The following is a 13,879-nucleotide window of genomic DNA, read 5'->3' on the forward strand; positions in this document are numbered from 1 at the left end:
CCGTCCTGTTATGATGACCACCCCGGCTGAGCCCGGGGCAAAAGAAGCCGTATTTAACCACAAGCGCGCAGCCGAAACCAAAGGCTGTGCGCCCGCCGAATCGAGCATGTCCGAGATCATTCAACTTAGCGCAGAGGTACCGTCCGAACTGGGCGGGCAACGCCTCGACCAGGTCGCCGCCCAATTGTTCGCCGAGTATTCGCGTTCGCGGCTTACTTCGTGGATCAAAGAAGGTCGCCTGACGGTCGACGGCGCGGTCCTGCGCCCACGCGACACCGTCCACGGTGGCTCGCTGCTGGCGCTGGACGCCGAGCAGGAAGCCCAGGGCGAGTGGGAGGCCGAGGACATCGAGCTGGACATCGTCTATGAAGACGACCAGATTCTGGTGATCAACAAACCGGCCGGCCTGGTGGTGCACCCGGCTGCCGGGCATGCCAGCGGCACCTTGCTCAACGCGCTGCTGCACCACGTGCCGGACATCGTCAACGTCCCGCGTGCCGGCATCGTGCATCGCCTGGACAAGGACACCACCGGCCTGATGGTGGTGGCCAAGACCCTGCAGGCGCAGACCAACCTGGTCGACCAGCTGCAGAAGCGCTCGGTCAGCCGCATCTATGAATGCATCGTGGTCGGCGTGGTGACTGCCGGCGGCAAGATCGACGCACCGATCGGTCGTCACGGCGGCATGCGTCAGCGCATGGCGGTGACCGACGGCGGCAAGCCTGCGATCAGCCACTACCGGGTGCTCAAGCGCTTCCGTTCGCACACCCACGTGCGGGTCAAGCTGGAAACCGGGCGTACCCACCAGATCCGTGTACACATGGCCCACGTCGGCTTCCCGCTGGTCGGCGACCAGACCTACGGTGGCCGCTTCCGCATTCCACCAGCGGCCAGTCAGACCATGGTCCAGGCGGTCAAGACCTTCCCGCGCCAGGCGCTGCATGCGCGCTTCCTGGCGCTGGTGCACCCGACCACCGGTGAACGCATGGAGTGGGAATCGCCACTGCCCGACGACTTCGTCTGGTTGCTGTCGCTGCTCAGCCAGGACCGCGAGAGCTTCATCGGATGAGCGGCCTGACCCAGGCCCTGCTGTTTCCCGACTGGCCGGCCCCGGCCTCGGTGCGGGCCTGTGTCACCACCCGCGAGGGCGGCGTCAGCCTGCCCCCTTATCAGTCCTTCAATCTCGGCGACCACGTAGGCGACGACCCTGCCGCAGTCGCCGAGAACCGCCGCCGCTTGAGCAGCGAATTCGCCATCCAGCCGGCCTGGCTCAAGCAGGTGCATGGCCTGGTGGTGGCGGATGCCGACCCCCGCGTGGTGGCCGAAGCCGACGCCAGCTGGACCGACCAGCCCGGTATCGCCTGCACCGTGATGACTGCCGATTGCCTGCCGGCGCTGTTCTGCGACCGTGCCGGTACCCGTGTTGCCGCAGCCCATGCCGGTTGGCGGGGTTTGGCCGGTGGCGTGCTGGAAGCCACCCTTGACCGGCTGGCGCTGGCGCCTGAAGAGGTGTTGGTATGGCTGGGGCCGGCCATCGGGCCCAAGGCCTTCGAGGTCGGGCTGGAAGTGCGCGATGCCTTTACCGCTGTCCACCCGGAGGCCGCCAATGCCTTCGTCGACGGGGCGCAGCCTGGCAAGTTGATGGCCGACATCTATGAGCTGGCGCGGATTCGCCTGGCGGCGCGTGGGGTGACGGCTGTTTATGGGGGCGGGTTCTGCACGGTCAGTGATCCGCGCTTCTTCTCCTATCGCCGGACTCCGCAAGGGGGGCGGTTCGCTTCCTTGGTGTGGCTGGAGCCGCGTTGAGTCAGTAGCGGCCCTTTCGCGGGGTCAAGCCCGCTCCCACAGGTCCCCCGCCTGATCCGAATCCAGTGAGGCTTTCTGTGGGTGCGGGCTTGCCCGCGAAAGGCCCAGCACCAATCTCTCAGGTTGACCCCGGTCAAACCCACTACGCTTGAATCTTCCAGAATCAACCTCATCTATTGGTCATCTCTGGCAGGTTTCTACATCACAGGCGCTGTCCATCGCTCCGACCTGCCCTAATAGGAAGGTATCCCATGCGAATAGACCGTTTGACCAGCAAGCTGCAACTGGCGTTATCCGATTCCCAATCCCTGGCGGTGGGCATGGACCACCCGGCCATCGAACCGCTGCACCTGCTGCAGGCCCTGATCGACCAGCAAGGAGGTTCGATCAAGCCGCTGCTGATGCAGGTCGGCTTCGACATCAACGGCCTGCGCCAGGCGTTGACCAAGGAATTGGACCAACTGCCGAAAATCCAGAACCCCACCGGCGACGTGAACATGTCGCAGGACCTTGCGCGTCTGCTCAACCAGGCCGACCGCCTGGCCCAGCAGAAAGGCGACCAGTTCATTTCCAGCGAACTGGTGCTGCTCGCCGCCATGGACGAGAACAGCAAGGTCGGTAAATTGCTGCTCGGCCAGGGCGTGAGCAAGAAGGCCCTGGAAAACGCCATCAACAACCTGCGTGGCGGCGCGGCGGTCAACGACCCCAACGCCGAAGAGTCGCGCCAGGCCTTGGACAAATACACCGTCGACCTGACCAAGCGCGCCGAGGAGGGCAAGCTCGACCCGGTGATCGGCCGTGACGACGAAATCCGCCGCACTGTCCAGGTGCTGCAACGCCGGACCAAGAACAACCCGGTGCTGATCGGTGAGCCCGGCGTCGGCAAGACCGCCATCGCCGAAGGCCTGGCCCAGCGCATCATCAATGGCGAAGTGCCCGACGGCCTGAAGGGCAAGCGCCTGCTGGCGCTGGACATGGGCGCACTGATCGCCGGTGCCAAGTACCGTGGCGAGTTCGAAGAGCGCTTGAAAGGCCTGCTCAACGAGCTGTCCAAGCAGGAAGGCCAGATCATCCTGTTCATCGACGAGCTGCACACCATGGTCGGCGCCGGCAAAGGCGAGGGCGCCATGGATGCCGGCAACATGCTCAAGCCGGCGCTGGCCCGCGGCGAACTGCACTGCGTCGGTGCCACCACCCTCAACGAGTATCGCCAGTTCATCGAGAAGGACGCCGCCCTCGAGCGCCGCTTCCAGAAGGTGCTGGTCGAGGAGCCGAGCGAGGAAGACACCATCGCCATCCTGCGCGGCCTGAAAGAGCGTTATGAAGTGCACCACAAGGTGGCCATCACCGACGGCGCGATTATCGCCGCCGCCAAGCTCAGCCACCGCTACATCACCGACCGCCAGCTGCCGGACAAGGCCATCGACCTGATCGACGAAGCGGCCAGCCGCATCCGCATGGAGATCGACTCCAAGCCGGAGGTGCTCGATCGCCTCGACCGTCGCCTGATCCAGCTGAAGGTGGAGTCCCAGGCGCTGAAGAAAGAAGTAGACGAGGCCGCCAAGAAGCGCCTGGAAAAACTCACCGAGGAAATCGAGCGCCTGGAGCGCGAGTATTCCGACCTGGAAGAGATCTGGGCGTCGGAAAAAGCCGAGGTACAGGGCTCTGCGCAGATCCAGCAAAAGATCGAGCAGGCCCGCCAGGAGCTGGAAGCTGCCCGGCGCAAAGGCGACCTCAGCCGCATGGCCGAGCTGCAGTACGGCGTGATTCCGGACCTGGAGCGCAGCCTGCAGATGGTCGATCAGCACGGCAAGACCGATAACCAGTTGCTGCGCAACAAGGTGACCGAGGAAGAAATCGCCGAAGTCGTGTCGAAGTGGACCGGTATTCCGGTCTCCAAGATGCTCGAAGGCGAGCGCGAAAAGCTGCTGAAGATGGAAGAGCTGCTGCACCAGCGCGTGATCGGCCAAGGCGAGGCCGTCACGGCCGTGGCCAACGCCGTGCGCCGCTCGCGTGCCGGCTTGTCCGACCCGAACCGCCCCAGTGGTTCGTTCCTGTTCCTCGGCCCGACCGGTGTGGGCAAGACCGAACTGTGCAAGGCCCTGGCCGAGTTCCTGTTCGACACCGAGGAGGCCATGGTGCGGATCGACATGTCCGAGTTCATGGAGAAACACTCGGTGGCGCGCCTGATCGGCGCCCCACCAGGCTACGTGGGTTACGAGGAGGGCGGTTACCTGACCGAGGCCGTGCGCCGCAAACCGTATTCGGTGGTGCTGCTGGACGAGGTGGAAAAAGCCCACCCAGACGTGTTCAACGTGCTGCTGCAAGTGCTTGAGGACGGCCGCCTGACCGACAGCCATGGGCGCACCGTGGACTTCCGCAACACGGTGATCGTGATGACGTCCAACCTGGGCTCGGCGCAGATCCAGGAGCTGGTCGGCGATCGCGAAGCGCAACGCGCCGCGGTGATGGATGCCGTGGGCTCGCATTTCCGTCCGGAGTTCATCAACCGGATCGACGAAGTGGTGGTATTCGAGCCACTGGGCCGCGAGCAGATCGCCGGCATCACCGAAATCCAGCTCGGCCGCCTGCGCAGCCGCCTGGTCGAACGCGAGCTGGCGTTGAGCCTGAGCCCGGAGGCCTTGGACAAGCTGATCGCCGTGGGTTACGACCCGGTGTACGGCGCACGGCCGCTGAAGCGGGCGATCCAGCGCTGGATCGAGAACCCGCTGGCGCAGTTGATCCTGGCTGGCAAGTTCATGCCGGGCACGGCGATCACGGCGAAGGTGGAAGGGGACGACATTGTCTTCGAGTGATCGGTTGTCGCCGCTGTGACCGAAAGCCCCGCATCCGCGGGGCTTTTTTTGTATGAAGCTGCACCGGCCCTTTCGCGGGCAAGCCCGCAGGTAAGATGTAGATTTCAGCGGCTGCGGTGCACCTGTGGGAGCGGGCTTGCCCGCGAAAGGGCCGGCCCAGACCCCGCAAAATCTGGCCTTTCCGGCACCTCCAGATAACCTGCTGAAAATTTTGAAATTTTTGCTTGCATCTAAAATCGAGTGCCCCTAATATACGCCCCGCTGTCAGGCACTAAGCGAATCACCAGCAACATCGGCGATCGCAAAACAACTTACAAATCAGTAAGTTGAATGAAAAAAAGTGGTTGACAAGCAAAACGAAGAATGTAGAATAGCCGGCCTCAGCAGCGACAACGCGAAAGCGGAATAGCTAAAGAGTCCGAAGCTAACACAGCCTTCGGAGTTGTACGAAGTTCAGTTCCGCGATAGCTCAGTCGGTAGAGCAAATGACTGTTAATCATTGGGTCCCTGGTTCGAGTCCAGGTCGCGGAGCCAATTTCGGGGTGTAGCGCAGTCCGGTAGCGCGCCTGCTTTGGGAGCAGGATGTCAGGAGTTCGAATCCCCTCACCCCGACCATTTTCCGGGTCGTTAGCTCAGTTGGTAGAGCAGTTGGCTTTTAACCAATTGGTCGTAGGTTCGAATCCTACACGACCCACCATGTAAAAAGGGCATCTCGAATGAGATGCCCTTTTTCTTTTGCCTCGGATTTAACCCCGCAAAAAAACCTGCAGTGTTAAGTGCAGGTTTTCCCTGTTGCTGCTGGGTTCAGCTGCCGCGATCCCTGTGGGAGCGGGCTTGCCCGCGAAGAAGGCACTGCGGTGCATGGCACCGGCTTCGCCGGTGTTCGCGGGGCAAGCCCACTCCCACTGGCGAAACCCTGCGCCTATCAGTGCAGTTTCAGACGCGGCTCAGTGCCTCGCCCGATCTTGCTGCCCAGCATCATCATCGCCGTGCGGAAGAACCCATACAGCGCCATCTGGTGCATCCGGTACAGCGACACATAGAACATCCGCGCCAACCAGCCTTCCAGTTTCACGCTGCCCATTAGATTCCCCATCAGGTTACCCACCGCCGAGAACCGCGACAGCGACACCAACGAGCCATAGTCCTTGTATTCGTAGGTCGGCAGCGGCTTGTTCTCCAAGCGCGCCTTCAAGCTCTTGGCCAGCATCGAAGCCTGCTGGTGCGCGGCCTGCGCCCGTGGCGGCACATTACGGTCGCTGCCTGGTTGCGGGCAGGCGGCGCAGTCACCGAAGGCGAAGATGTCATCGTCGCGGGTGGTCTGCAGGGTAGGGCGCACCACCAGTTGGTTGATGCGGTTGGTTTCCAGCCCGTCGATCTCCTTGAGGAAGGCCGGCGCACGAATACCCGCTGCCCACACCTTGAGGCTGGCCTGGATGACATCGCCACCGGCGGTTTTCAGGCCTTCGGCGGTGACTTCGCTTACCGCCGCGTTGGTCATCACCGTCACCCCGAGTTTTTCCAGGGTCTTGTGCACCGGCACGCTGATTCGCTCCGGCAGGGCAGGCAGCACCCGTGGGCCGGCCTCGATCAGGGTGATGTGCATGTCCTTGGGCTGGATGCGGTCCAGGCCATAGGCTGCCAGTTCATGGGCGGCGTGGTGCAGCTCAGCGGCGAGTTCTACGCCGGTGGCACCGGCACCGACGATGGCCACGCTGATCTGCTCGCTGGCCACATCACCGGCATGGGCACGCAGGTAGTGGTTGAGCAACTGCTGGTGGAAGCGCTCGGCCTGCTTGCGGGTGTCCAGGAACAGGCAATGCTGCGCCGCGCCCAGCGTGCCGAAGTCGTTGGTATTGCTGCCCACGGTGATCACCAGCGTGTCGTAGGGCAGGGTGCGCGCAGGCAGCAGTTCGCGGCCCTCTTCATCGAGGGTGGCGGCCAGTTGAATCTGCTTGCCTTCACGGTCCAGGCCGCTCATGCGCCCGAGCTGGAAGTTGAAGTGGTTCCACTTGGCCTGGGCCACGTAGTTCAGTTCATCTTCCGAGGAGTTGAGCGAGCCCGCCGCCACTTCGTGCAGCAGAGGCTTCCAGATGTGCGTGAGGTTGGCGTCGACCAGGGTAATCTCGGCCTGCTTGCGTTTGCCCAGGGTCTTACCCAGGCGGGTCGCCAGTTCCAGGCCGCCGGCGCCGCCGCCGACAATCACGATGCGATGAGTCATGGGGATATCTCATAAGGTTTACGGAATTCGTGGCCGTTTCGGCCGGCCGCAAACTGCATGAGGGAAGGGCGAGCGCAAGGCAGCTCATAGCACCAGTCCACCCAGCAGGCGGCTAATGAGGCCCAGCACGATGGTCACGACCACTACCAATCCAAGGAGCAGCAGCGGCCGGAAGGGCCGGCGCTCGACTTGGTGCTGGGGGGCGCGCAGATACTCATCGACACGACGCTGATCGTCCGGATTCAGTCGGCTGGTCATGGTGGGCCTCGTCAGATAGACGTTTGTGACTGCGCAAACGCTACAGCGTTCGCGCAAGGGCTTGAAACAAATGATAAGGCTTTCTATCCCTGGCGCCGAGTGTACGCCATTGCAAACACACTCGGCAGTGGATCAAAGACTGATCCCCACGTCGAACACGATGCTGCGTCCCAGGTTGCTACGCAGGAAATCCGGTGCATCGGGATGAGCGAACAGCACCCGGGCGAAGGTCGGCCCCACCAGCGACAGCGAACGCCACCCTTGGCGCAGGTATTCGGTGGGCGGTGGGAAGTGGGTGTTGAGGTCGAGCACTTCGCGCTTGAGGCTGGAGAAGGCGATGATGTCCAGCTCGCCCAGGTCCAGGCCACGTTCCCGGTAGTTGTGCGCCTTCTTGCGCAAGGTCGGCGCCAAGCGCCCGAGCAACTCCGAGGCGCTGATCCGCCGTGGCCGCGACTCGCGGCGCACCAGTTGCGCCAGGGAGAACGCACTGCGCCGACGTTGCAGCTCTTCACGCCATTCGTCGTTCAGCCGCCGCCCCTCGTCGAGCACGAAGAACACCTCGAACGCCGCATCGCGAAACAGCACGTCCGGCGGCTCCTGGCCCGCCGGCATGAACTCTTCGCTGCGGTAGGGGATGTTCAGCCCTTGCAGCAGCCGCTGGCACACCCACCGCTCACGCTCCCATTTGCGTGCATTGGAGAGAAAGGCGTTGGCTTGTTCGGCCTGGATGGTAAGCAGGCGCAAGTAGTCAGAGTCATCCATGGGAACAAGCTTAGTCGGCAATTGTGAACGTAAGGGCTTGTTTGGCCGTGGGAATCGGCGACAGGGTATAGACTCCAGAAAATGGCAGCTCGAACGAGGTGACGGTGATCAGCGCGCAGGTGTTGTCCGGCACCAGCCTGACCGTGGGATGGCTGGTTTATCTACCGCTGTTGGGCTGGGCGGCCAGCCGTGTCCGTTGGGTGGAGTTGCTCACGGACAGGCGGCGTCAACACCTGCTGTTCGGCACGGTGTTCTGCCTGTTCGCCTTGTGGTTGGTGCGGCGCGACTTCGATACCGGTGTGTCGTATCACTTCATCGGCATGACTGCGGTGACCCTGCTGCTGGACTGGCCGCTGGCCGTGCTCGGCGGCTTCATGGCCCAGTTGGGCCTGCTGGCGCTGGGGCGTTACGAGCTGGCGGCCCTGGGCGTGAACGGCCTGTTGCTGATCGGCCTGCCGGTGCTGGTCACCGAGATTTGCGCGATCCTGGTCGAGCGGGCGCAACCGCGTAACCTGTTCGTCTATATCTTTTGCGCGGGGTTCTTCCCAGCGGCGCTGACCGTGGTGGTGTGCCTGATCGCGGCGCTGGGTGTGCTCTGGTGGGATGGCCTGTTCGCCATGCCGGAGTGGCTCAGCGACTTCGTTGGCTACCTGTGGCTGATGATGTTCCCGGAGGCTTTCATCAATGGCACCGTGATCAGCGCTCTGGTGGTGTTCTGCCCCGAGTGGCTGGAAACCTTCAACCGCACCCGCTATCTACAGGCCCCCTGGAAAGACGACGAGCGCTGATTCCAAGCCCGGTTTTTGCCGATCACCACCGATTCACTCCCCATCACCTCAATGCCGAGGTTCCAGATCTCCCGAATACAACTCATCTTCGGAATCTTCCGAACCCGGGATCTTGTGCTCTTCCGCCGCCCACGCGCCCAGGTCGATCAGCTTGCAACGGTCCGAACAAAATGGCCGAAACGCGCTCTTCTCGTTCCATTCCACAGGTGCGCCACAGGTCGGGCAGTCGACGGTCAATGGCTGGCTCATGGCTGGCCTCCTCGTAAAGTCAGGTAAAAATCGTGCAGGCGATCGATCTGTTCGTGCAGCGCAGCCAGGTCGCGGTCGTTCACCACCACGTCATCGGCATGGCGCAAGCGCTCTTCCCGCGCCAACTGCGCCTGCAATATGGCCTGCACCTGCTCGGGGTTGGTGTTGTCCCGCGCCAGGGTCCGCTGCACCTGCAGCGCCTGCGGCGCATCGATCACCAGTACCCGCTGGACCTTCTGCGATTGCCCGGACTCGATCAGCAACGGCGACACATACACCGCATAGGGTGACTCAGCCTTGGCCAGGTAACTGAAGATCTCCTGCCCGATCAACGGGTGCAGCAGCGCCTCCAGCCAGCGCCGTTGCTGCGGGTCGGCGAAGATCTTCTGGCGCAGTGCCGAGCGATCCAGTTGCCCATCGTCCAGCAGCACGCCGGCACCGAAGCGCTCGACGATGCTTGCCAGCGCCGGTCGGCCAGGCTCGACCACCCAGCGCGCCGCCTGATCGGCATCGACCAGGTGCACGCCAAGCTCGACGAAGCGCTCGGCAGCCGCGCTCTTGCCGCTGCCAATGCCGCCGGTGAGGCCGAGAATCCAAGGGGTGAAAGCTGCAGTGGTCATCAGAATCCAAGCAGTTGCAGGTAAGAGGTATACATTTCATCACCCCAGAGCAGCGCAATCCACCCCGCGATGGCCAAATAGGGCCCAAATGGGATCGCCGTGCTCAGTGTCCGGCCCCGCATCCGCAGCAGGCACAGCCCCACCAGCGCCCCCACCAGCGACGACAGTACCACCGTCACAGGTAGGATCTGCCAGCCGCCCCAGGCGCCGATCAACGCCAGCAGCTTGAAATCGCCATAGCCCATGCCTTCCTTGCCAGTCGCCAGCTTGAACGCCCAGTACACCAGCCACAGGCTCAGATAGCCGCCCACCGCCCCCCACACCGCATCGGCCAGCGGTACGTAGGTGCCGAAGGCATTGGCGATCAGGCCCAGCCACAGCATCGGCAGGACCAGCACATCCGGGAGCACCTGATGCTCGGCATCGATCAGGCTCAAAGCCAGCAGGCACCAGGTCAGCGGCAGTGCCAGCAACCCTGCCGCGCTAGCGCCGAAATGCCAGGCCACCAGGCCCGACAGCAGCGCCGTGGCCAGTTCTACCAACGGATAGCGTGGGCTGATGCGTGTGTGGCAGCCGGCGCACCGCCCCCGCAGGGCCACATAGCTGAGCAGCGGAATGTTCTGCCAGGCCCGCACCGCCTGGCCGCAATGGGGGCAGTGCGAAGCCGGCAGGCACAGGTCGAAGCGTTCGTGCTCGGTGGTCGGCAAGCCCAGCACTTCCTGGGCATCGCGCTGCCATTGGCGCTGCAGCATGATCGGCAGCCGGTACACCACGACGTTCAGAAAACTGCCCACCAGCAGGCCGAGCACGCAGGCCAAGGTGATGAAATAGGCTGGCTGTTGCGCCAGCAAGGTCCACGCATTCATGTTCAGATCAGGTTACCCAACTGGAAGATCGGCAAATACATCGCCACCACCAGGCCGCCCACCAGCAGCCCGAGGATCAGCACGATGGACGGCTCGAGCAGGCTGGTCAACTGCTCCAGCGTCTGCCTGACCTGCTCGGCGTAATGCCCCGCAGCCCTTTCCAGCATCTGGTCGAGCGTGCCGCTGGATTCGCCGATGCCGGTCAACTGCACCAGCAACGGCGGAAACAACGGCTCGCTCGCCATCGCCTGGCTGAGCCCCTGCCCATTGGCCATGGCCTGGCGCATGCGCAGGGTGGCCTGTTCATGCAGCTCGTAACTGCACGCCTTGGCCACCGTACCCAGGGCGTCCAGCAACGGCACCCCAGCGGCATAGGCCGTGGCCAGACTGCGACAAAACCGCGCCAGCGCCGTTTGCCCAAGCAATTGACCGAATACCGGCACCTGCAGCACCTGCCGCGCTATCCACAAGCGAGCAGGCGGGTGACGACGGTAGAGCAGGCCCACACCTGCCATCGCCAGCACCAGCAACATCAACAGGTAAAGGCCATAGCGTGACAGCCCTGTGGATAAGTCGATGACCCATTGCGTATATGCCGGCAGCGTATTGCCGAAGCTCGCGAACAGGTATTGGAATTGCGGGATCACTTCGAGCAGCAGCAACATTGCCACCGCCAACCCGGTCAGCAACAGCAGCAGGGGATAGGCCATCGCCTTGCGTACCCGGCTGCGCAGCACCTGGCGTTGTTCCAGCATATCGGCCAGTTGCCCCAGTTGCCGATCCAGCGTGCCGGACTGCTCGCCCACCCGCACCAGGTTGCAATACAGCCCATCGAACCAGCGCGGATGGCGCTGCAACGCATCGGCCAATCCCAGCCCCGCCCCCACATCTTGTTGCAAGCGCGCCAACAGATCGGCCTGTGCCTTGTCGCACCCGCTGCGCCCCATCACCTCGAACGCCTGCAACAACGGCACCCCGGCCTTGAGCAGGGTCGCCAACTGCCGACTGAACCCCGCCGGGTCGGCTTTGGCCCGCGCCTTCGGCCAGCGCCAGGCCAAGCCACCGGCTGGCCGCACCCGGTCGATGCGAATACCTTGCCGTTGCAGCCCGGCGCGCACGTAGGCGGGGCTGCGCCCAGGTGTCTGGCCGTTGATGGGCCGACCCTGGGGGTCGGTGCCATGCCAGGCATAGAGGTGTAGAGATCGAGGCATGCAAAGGTCCTTTTCTGCCCGTGTGCCAAGCCAGTTCCAGCCCACACAGGTTCGTTGCGATCTTCAGATCACCCCCAAATCCTTTGGGAGCGAGTTATCGGGGCGTTGAGCCGCCACGCAGGGGCCGGAACAGGTTTGGCAAATTCACGAAACAGCTTGCCCGGCCTTTCAGGGGGCGTACTTCCCTGGTGCTCACTAGAGTAGATCAGGCGAGCCCTGATCTGTGGCTTGCAGGGGTGACAAAAGGTGTCTATTCAGGCCTACTGCGCCGCTGCCGGCTGGGGCGAGCACGACCTCAACGCGTACACGTTTGCAAAAGGAAGAGAGTGGATGAAAGGGCAACGCGGTATCACCCTGATCGAGCTGATGATCGTCGTGGCGATCATCGGCATCCTCGCGACCATCGCCCTGCCGATGTATACCAATCACCAGGCCCGCAGCAAGGCTGCAGCCGGCCTGCTGGAGATCTCGGCACTGAAGACCCCGATGGATCTGCGCCTGAACGAAGGCAAGGACGTCGCCAACGTCGCCGCACTGGGTGGCCAGGCCGGCACCGCCCATTGCGCGATCACTGCCCAAGGCAAGGCGGCCGAGGGCACTGGCAACATTGTCTGCACCCTGGTCGATGCACCGGCCACCGTGCTCGGCAAGAGCCTCACCCTGACACGCTCGGCCACCGGCTGGAGCTGCGCCACCACCGTGGAAGAGGACCTGGCACCGAAAGGCTGCACGGCAGCGGCGGGGGCGGGGAATAATTAGCGGAAACAGGGGTTTGCGTAACGACGGCGGCAGTGGTACGTTGCGCTACACGCCGGTGTAGCTCAGTCGGTAGAGCAGCGCACTCGTAACGCGAAGGTCGCAGGTTCGATTCCTGTCTCCGGCACCAGTCAATAGGTTCATGCAGTGCCAAGCAGTCGCATGAAACCCCTCAGAAGCCCGCCTAGTGCGGGCTTTTGGTTTCATGCAGTGCCATCCCGTCCCATCCCAGCCCTTGCTATCTGAGTACCCCTGCGAGTACCTTTGCGCTGTTCAATAATCTATGGGTACTCGCATGCCTTTGACAGCGCTGCAAGTGAAGAACGCTGCACCCCGTGAAAAGGACTTTGGCCTCGCTGACGGAGGTGGCTTATTCCTCTGGGTTCGAGCCGCCGGCGGCAAGTCTTGGCGCTTCCGATTCAGGCTGGACGGTAAGCAGTCACACATTTCTTTGGGCACTATCGACAACGTGACGTTGGCGCAGGCTCGCCAGCTTGCGTTTGATGCACGCCAGCTGGTTTCACAGGGGCGGCATCCAGGCCTTGAGAGAAAGGTCGCTCGGGCCCAGGCGGCAATTTCTCGTGCCAATACCTTCAAAAGTCTCGCACTGGAGTGGCATCAGCATAAGTCTGCACGCTGGTCAGAAGGGTATGCGACTGACGTCATCGAGGCTTTTGAGCTGGACATCTTTCCGCAGGTTGGAAGCTTGCCTCTGTCTGAGATCAAGCCTATGCAGTGGTTACAGGTCTTCCGCCGCATAGAGTCGCGTGGGGCTTTAGAAAAGCTACGCAAGGTTCGACAGCGCTGCCAAGAGGTGTACCGCTTTGCGATTGCCACCGGCAGGGTCGAGTACAACCCCATTGCAGATATCGGAGGGGCACTTCAAACGCCTACCTCCCGGCACTACCCCTTCCTTCCTATCGCAGAAATCCCGGATCTGATTCGAGGCTTCCAGGCGTGCCCAGGGCATGACGTGGTGAAAATTGCTACCCGTTTGCTAATTCTCACGGGTGTACGGACTGCTGAGCTCAGAGGGGCGCCGTGGTCTGAGTTTGACCTCGAAAATGCCCTTTGGACGATTCCAGCTCAGCGGATGAAAATGCGCCGGGCCCATCTAGTTCCTCTGCCGAAACAAGCTGTGTCTGCACTGCGTGAGCTAGAAAGCATCACCGGTGGCTACACGCTCGCATTTCCTGGTCGGAATGACCCCGCTAAGCCGATGAGCGAGGCCGCCATCAATCAGCTGCTGAAACGCTCGGGTTACGACGGCAGAGCCACAGGGCATGGATTCCGTCACACAATGTCCACCACCCTGCATGAGCAGGGGTACCGCAGCGAGTGGGTGGAAACCCAACTGGCGCATGTGGACAAGAACAGTATTCGAGGAACCTATAATCACGCTCAGTACCTTGAAGGGCGTCGTGAAATGCTTCAGTGGTATGCCAACCATTGAATCGCCCCTGGTTTCCTAGACACTCTCCAAGCTCAGGAAATAGCGTTTCTCATACTCTATTGGAGACAGCTGC

13 protein-coding genes and 4 tRNA genes are annotated in these 13,879 nt (G+C 62.6%); 10 read left to right on the forward strand and 7 right to left on the reverse strand.

Features of this window, described 5'->3' with window-relative positions; genetic code table 11:
* Positions 1-106 precede the first annotated feature (106 nt).
* The 6 genes from rluD to KY379_RS24390 all read left to right on the forward strand — a co-directional run bounded on the left by rluD (position 107) and on the right by KY379_RS24390 (position 5,319).
* Entirely contained in the window at positions 107-1,069 is a 963-nt protein-coding gene (gene rluD, locus KY379_RS24365) for a 23S rRNA pseudouridine(1911/1915/1917) synthase RluD (RefSeq protein ID WP_133329522.1), read from the forward strand.
* Positions 1,066-1,806, forward strand: coding sequence for a peptidoglycan editing factor PgeF (pgeF, locus tag KY379_RS24370; protein WP_133329524.1), 741 nt, complete (start codon positions 1,066-1,068; stop codon positions 1,804-1,806). Before rluD ends, pgeF begins: the two co-directional genes overlap by 4 nt.
* Before the next feature lie 251 nt (positions 1,807-2,057).
* Complete coding sequence (gene clpB, locus KY379_RS24375; protein WP_261241785.1) at positions 2,058-4,622, forward strand: ATP-dependent chaperone ClpB; 2,565 nt, start codon at positions 2,058-2,060, stop codon at positions 4,620-4,622.
* 458 nt (positions 4,623-5,080) lie between these two features.
* Positions 5,081-5,156, forward strand: a tRNA-Asn gene (locus KY379_RS24380).
* A 4-nt stretch (positions 5,157-5,160) separates the two neighbouring features.
* Positions 5,161-5,237, forward strand: a tRNA-Pro gene (locus tag KY379_RS24385).
* Positions 5,238-5,243: 6 nt separating this feature from the next.
* Positions 5,244-5,319 (forward strand) — tRNA-Lys (locus KY379_RS24390).
* A gap of 228 nt (positions 5,320-5,547) precedes the next feature.
* On the opposite strand, the gene KY379_RS24395 is transcribed toward KY379_RS24390, so the two are convergent.
* The 3 genes from KY379_RS24395 to KY379_RS24405 form a co-directional block, all read right to left on the reverse strand.
* Positions 5,548-6,843, reverse strand: coding sequence for an NAD(P)/FAD-dependent oxidoreductase (locus tag KY379_RS24395; RefSeq protein ID WP_261241787.1), 1,296 nt, complete (start codon positions 6,841-6,843; stop codon positions 5,548-5,550).
* 84 nt (positions 6,844-6,927) lie between these two features.
* Positions 6,928-7,101 carry a DUF3094 family protein gene (locus KY379_RS24400; protein WP_133329530.1) on the reverse strand — a complete coding sequence of 58 codons (174 nt, stop codon included), beginning with the start codon at positions 7,099-7,101 and terminating at the stop codon, positions 6,928-6,930.
* 132 nt (positions 7,102-7,233) lie between these two features.
* Positions 7,234-7,863, reverse strand: a complete 630-nt coding sequence (locus KY379_RS24405; RefSeq protein ID WP_133329532.1) for a DUF1780 domain-containing protein — start codon at positions 7,861-7,863, stop codon at positions 7,234-7,236.
* A 104-nt stretch (positions 7,864-7,967) separates the two neighbouring features.
* Between KY379_RS24405 and KY379_RS24410 the strand changes: the two genes are divergently transcribed.
* On the forward strand, positions 7,968-8,651 hold the full coding sequence (locus tag KY379_RS24410; protein ID WP_261241790.1) for an energy-coupling factor ABC transporter permease: 684 nt from the start codon (positions 7,968-7,970) through the stop codon (positions 8,649-8,651).
* Positions 8,652-8,699: 48 nt separating this feature from the next.
* On the opposite strand, the gene yacG is transcribed toward KY379_RS24410, so the two are convergent.
* From yacG to KY379_RS24430, 4 genes are read right to left on the reverse strand one after another with little or no spacing between them, the layout of a single operon-like run.
* The gene (gene yacG, locus KY379_RS24415; protein ID WP_133329536.1) at positions 8,700-8,900 is read right to left on the reverse strand and encodes a DNA gyrase inhibitor YacG; all 201 of its coding nucleotides are present in this window, start codon (positions 8,898-8,900) and stop codon (positions 8,700-8,702) included.
* The gene (gene coaE, locus KY379_RS24420) at positions 8,897-9,520 is read right to left on the reverse strand and encodes a dephospho-CoA kinase (protein WP_133329538.1); all 624 of its coding nucleotides are present in this window, start codon (positions 9,518-9,520) and stop codon (positions 8,897-8,899) included. The genes yacG and coaE overlap by 4 nt, the downstream gene beginning before the upstream one ends.
* Positions 9,520-10,386, reverse strand: a complete 867-nt coding sequence (locus KY379_RS24425) for a prepilin peptidase (RefSeq protein ID WP_133329540.1) — start codon at positions 10,384-10,386, stop codon at positions 9,520-9,522. Before KY379_RS24425 ends, coaE begins: the two co-directional genes overlap by 1 nt.
* Before the next feature lie 2 nt (positions 10,387-10,388).
* A complete protein-coding gene (locus KY379_RS24430; RefSeq protein ID WP_261241795.1) occupies positions 10,389-11,597 on the reverse strand; it encodes a type II secretion system F family protein in 1,209 nt (402 codons plus the stop codon).
* 330 nt (positions 11,598-11,927) lie between these two features.
* Between KY379_RS24430 and KY379_RS24435 the strand changes: the two genes are divergently transcribed.
* The 3 genes from KY379_RS24435 to KY379_RS24445 all read left to right on the forward strand — a co-directional run bounded on the left by KY379_RS24435 (position 11,928) and on the right by KY379_RS24445 (position 13,806).
* Positions 11,928-12,356 carry a pilin gene (locus KY379_RS24435; RefSeq protein ID WP_133329544.1) on the forward strand — a complete coding sequence of 143 codons (429 nt, stop codon included), beginning with the start codon at positions 11,928-11,930 and terminating at the stop codon, positions 12,354-12,356.
* 51 nt (positions 12,357-12,407) lie between these two features.
* Positions 12,408-12,483 (forward strand) — tRNA-Thr (locus KY379_RS24440).
* A gap of 165 nt (positions 12,484-12,648) precedes the next feature.
* Complete coding sequence (locus KY379_RS24445; RefSeq protein ID WP_261241802.1) at positions 12,649-13,806, forward strand: tyrosine-type recombinase/integrase; 1,158 nt, start codon at positions 12,649-12,651, stop codon at positions 13,804-13,806.
* Positions 13,807-13,879: the final 73 nt, after the last annotated feature.

This window comes from Pseudomonas sp. HD6422, from assembly GCF_025377065.1.
GTDB lineage: Bacteria > Pseudomonadota > Gammaproteobacteria > Pseudomonadales > Pseudomonadaceae > Aquipseudomonas > Aquipseudomonas putida_U.

What these genes read in the sequence shown, in the direction of transcription:
- rluD (WP_133329522.1), top strand. Translation starts at nt 107, where the DNA reads ATGTCCGAGATCATTCAACTTAGCGCAGAGGTACCGTCCGAACTGGGC.
- pgeF (WP_133329524.1), top strand. Translation starts at nt 1,066, where the DNA reads ATGAGCGGCCTGACCCAGGCCCTGCTGTTTCCCGACTGGCCGGCCCCG.
- clpB (WP_261241785.1), top strand. Translation starts at nt 2,058, where the DNA reads ATGCGAATAGACCGTTTGACCAGCAAGCTGCAACTGGCGTTATCCGAT.
- KY379_RS24395 (WP_261241787.1), bottom strand. Translation starts at nt 6,843, where the DNA reads ATGACTCATCGCATCGTGATTGTCGGCGGCGGCGCCGGCGGCCTGGAA.
- KY379_RS24400 (WP_133329530.1), bottom strand. Translation starts at nt 7,101, where the DNA reads ATGACCAGCCGACTGAATCCGGACGATCAGCGTCGTGTCGATGAGTAT.
- KY379_RS24405 (WP_133329532.1), bottom strand. Translation starts at nt 7,863, where the DNA reads ATGGATGACTCTGACTACTTGCGCCTGCTTACCATCCAGGCCGAACAA.
- yacG (WP_133329536.1), bottom strand. Translation starts at nt 8,900, where the DNA reads ATGAGCCAGCCATTGACCGTCGACTGCCCGACCTGTGGCGCACCTGTG.
- coaE (WP_133329538.1), bottom strand. Translation starts at nt 9,520, where the DNA reads ATGACCACTGCAGCTTTCACCCCTTGGATTCTCGGCCTCACCGGCGGC.
- KY379_RS24425 (WP_133329540.1), bottom strand. Translation starts at nt 10,386, where the DNA reads ATGAATGCGTGGACCTTGCTGGCGCAACAGCCAGCCTATTTCATCACC.
- KY379_RS24430 (WP_261241795.1), bottom strand. Translation starts at nt 11,597, where the DNA reads ATGCCTCGATCTCTACACCTCTATGCCTGGCATGGCACCGACCCCCAG.
- KY379_RS24435 (WP_133329544.1), top strand. Translation starts at nt 11,928, where the DNA reads ATGAAAGGGCAACGCGGTATCACCCTGATCGAGCTGATGATCGTCGTG.
- KY379_RS24445 (WP_261241802.1), top strand. Translation starts at nt 12,649, where the DNA reads ATGCCTTTGACAGCGCTGCAAGTGAAGAACGCTGCACCCCGTGAAAAG.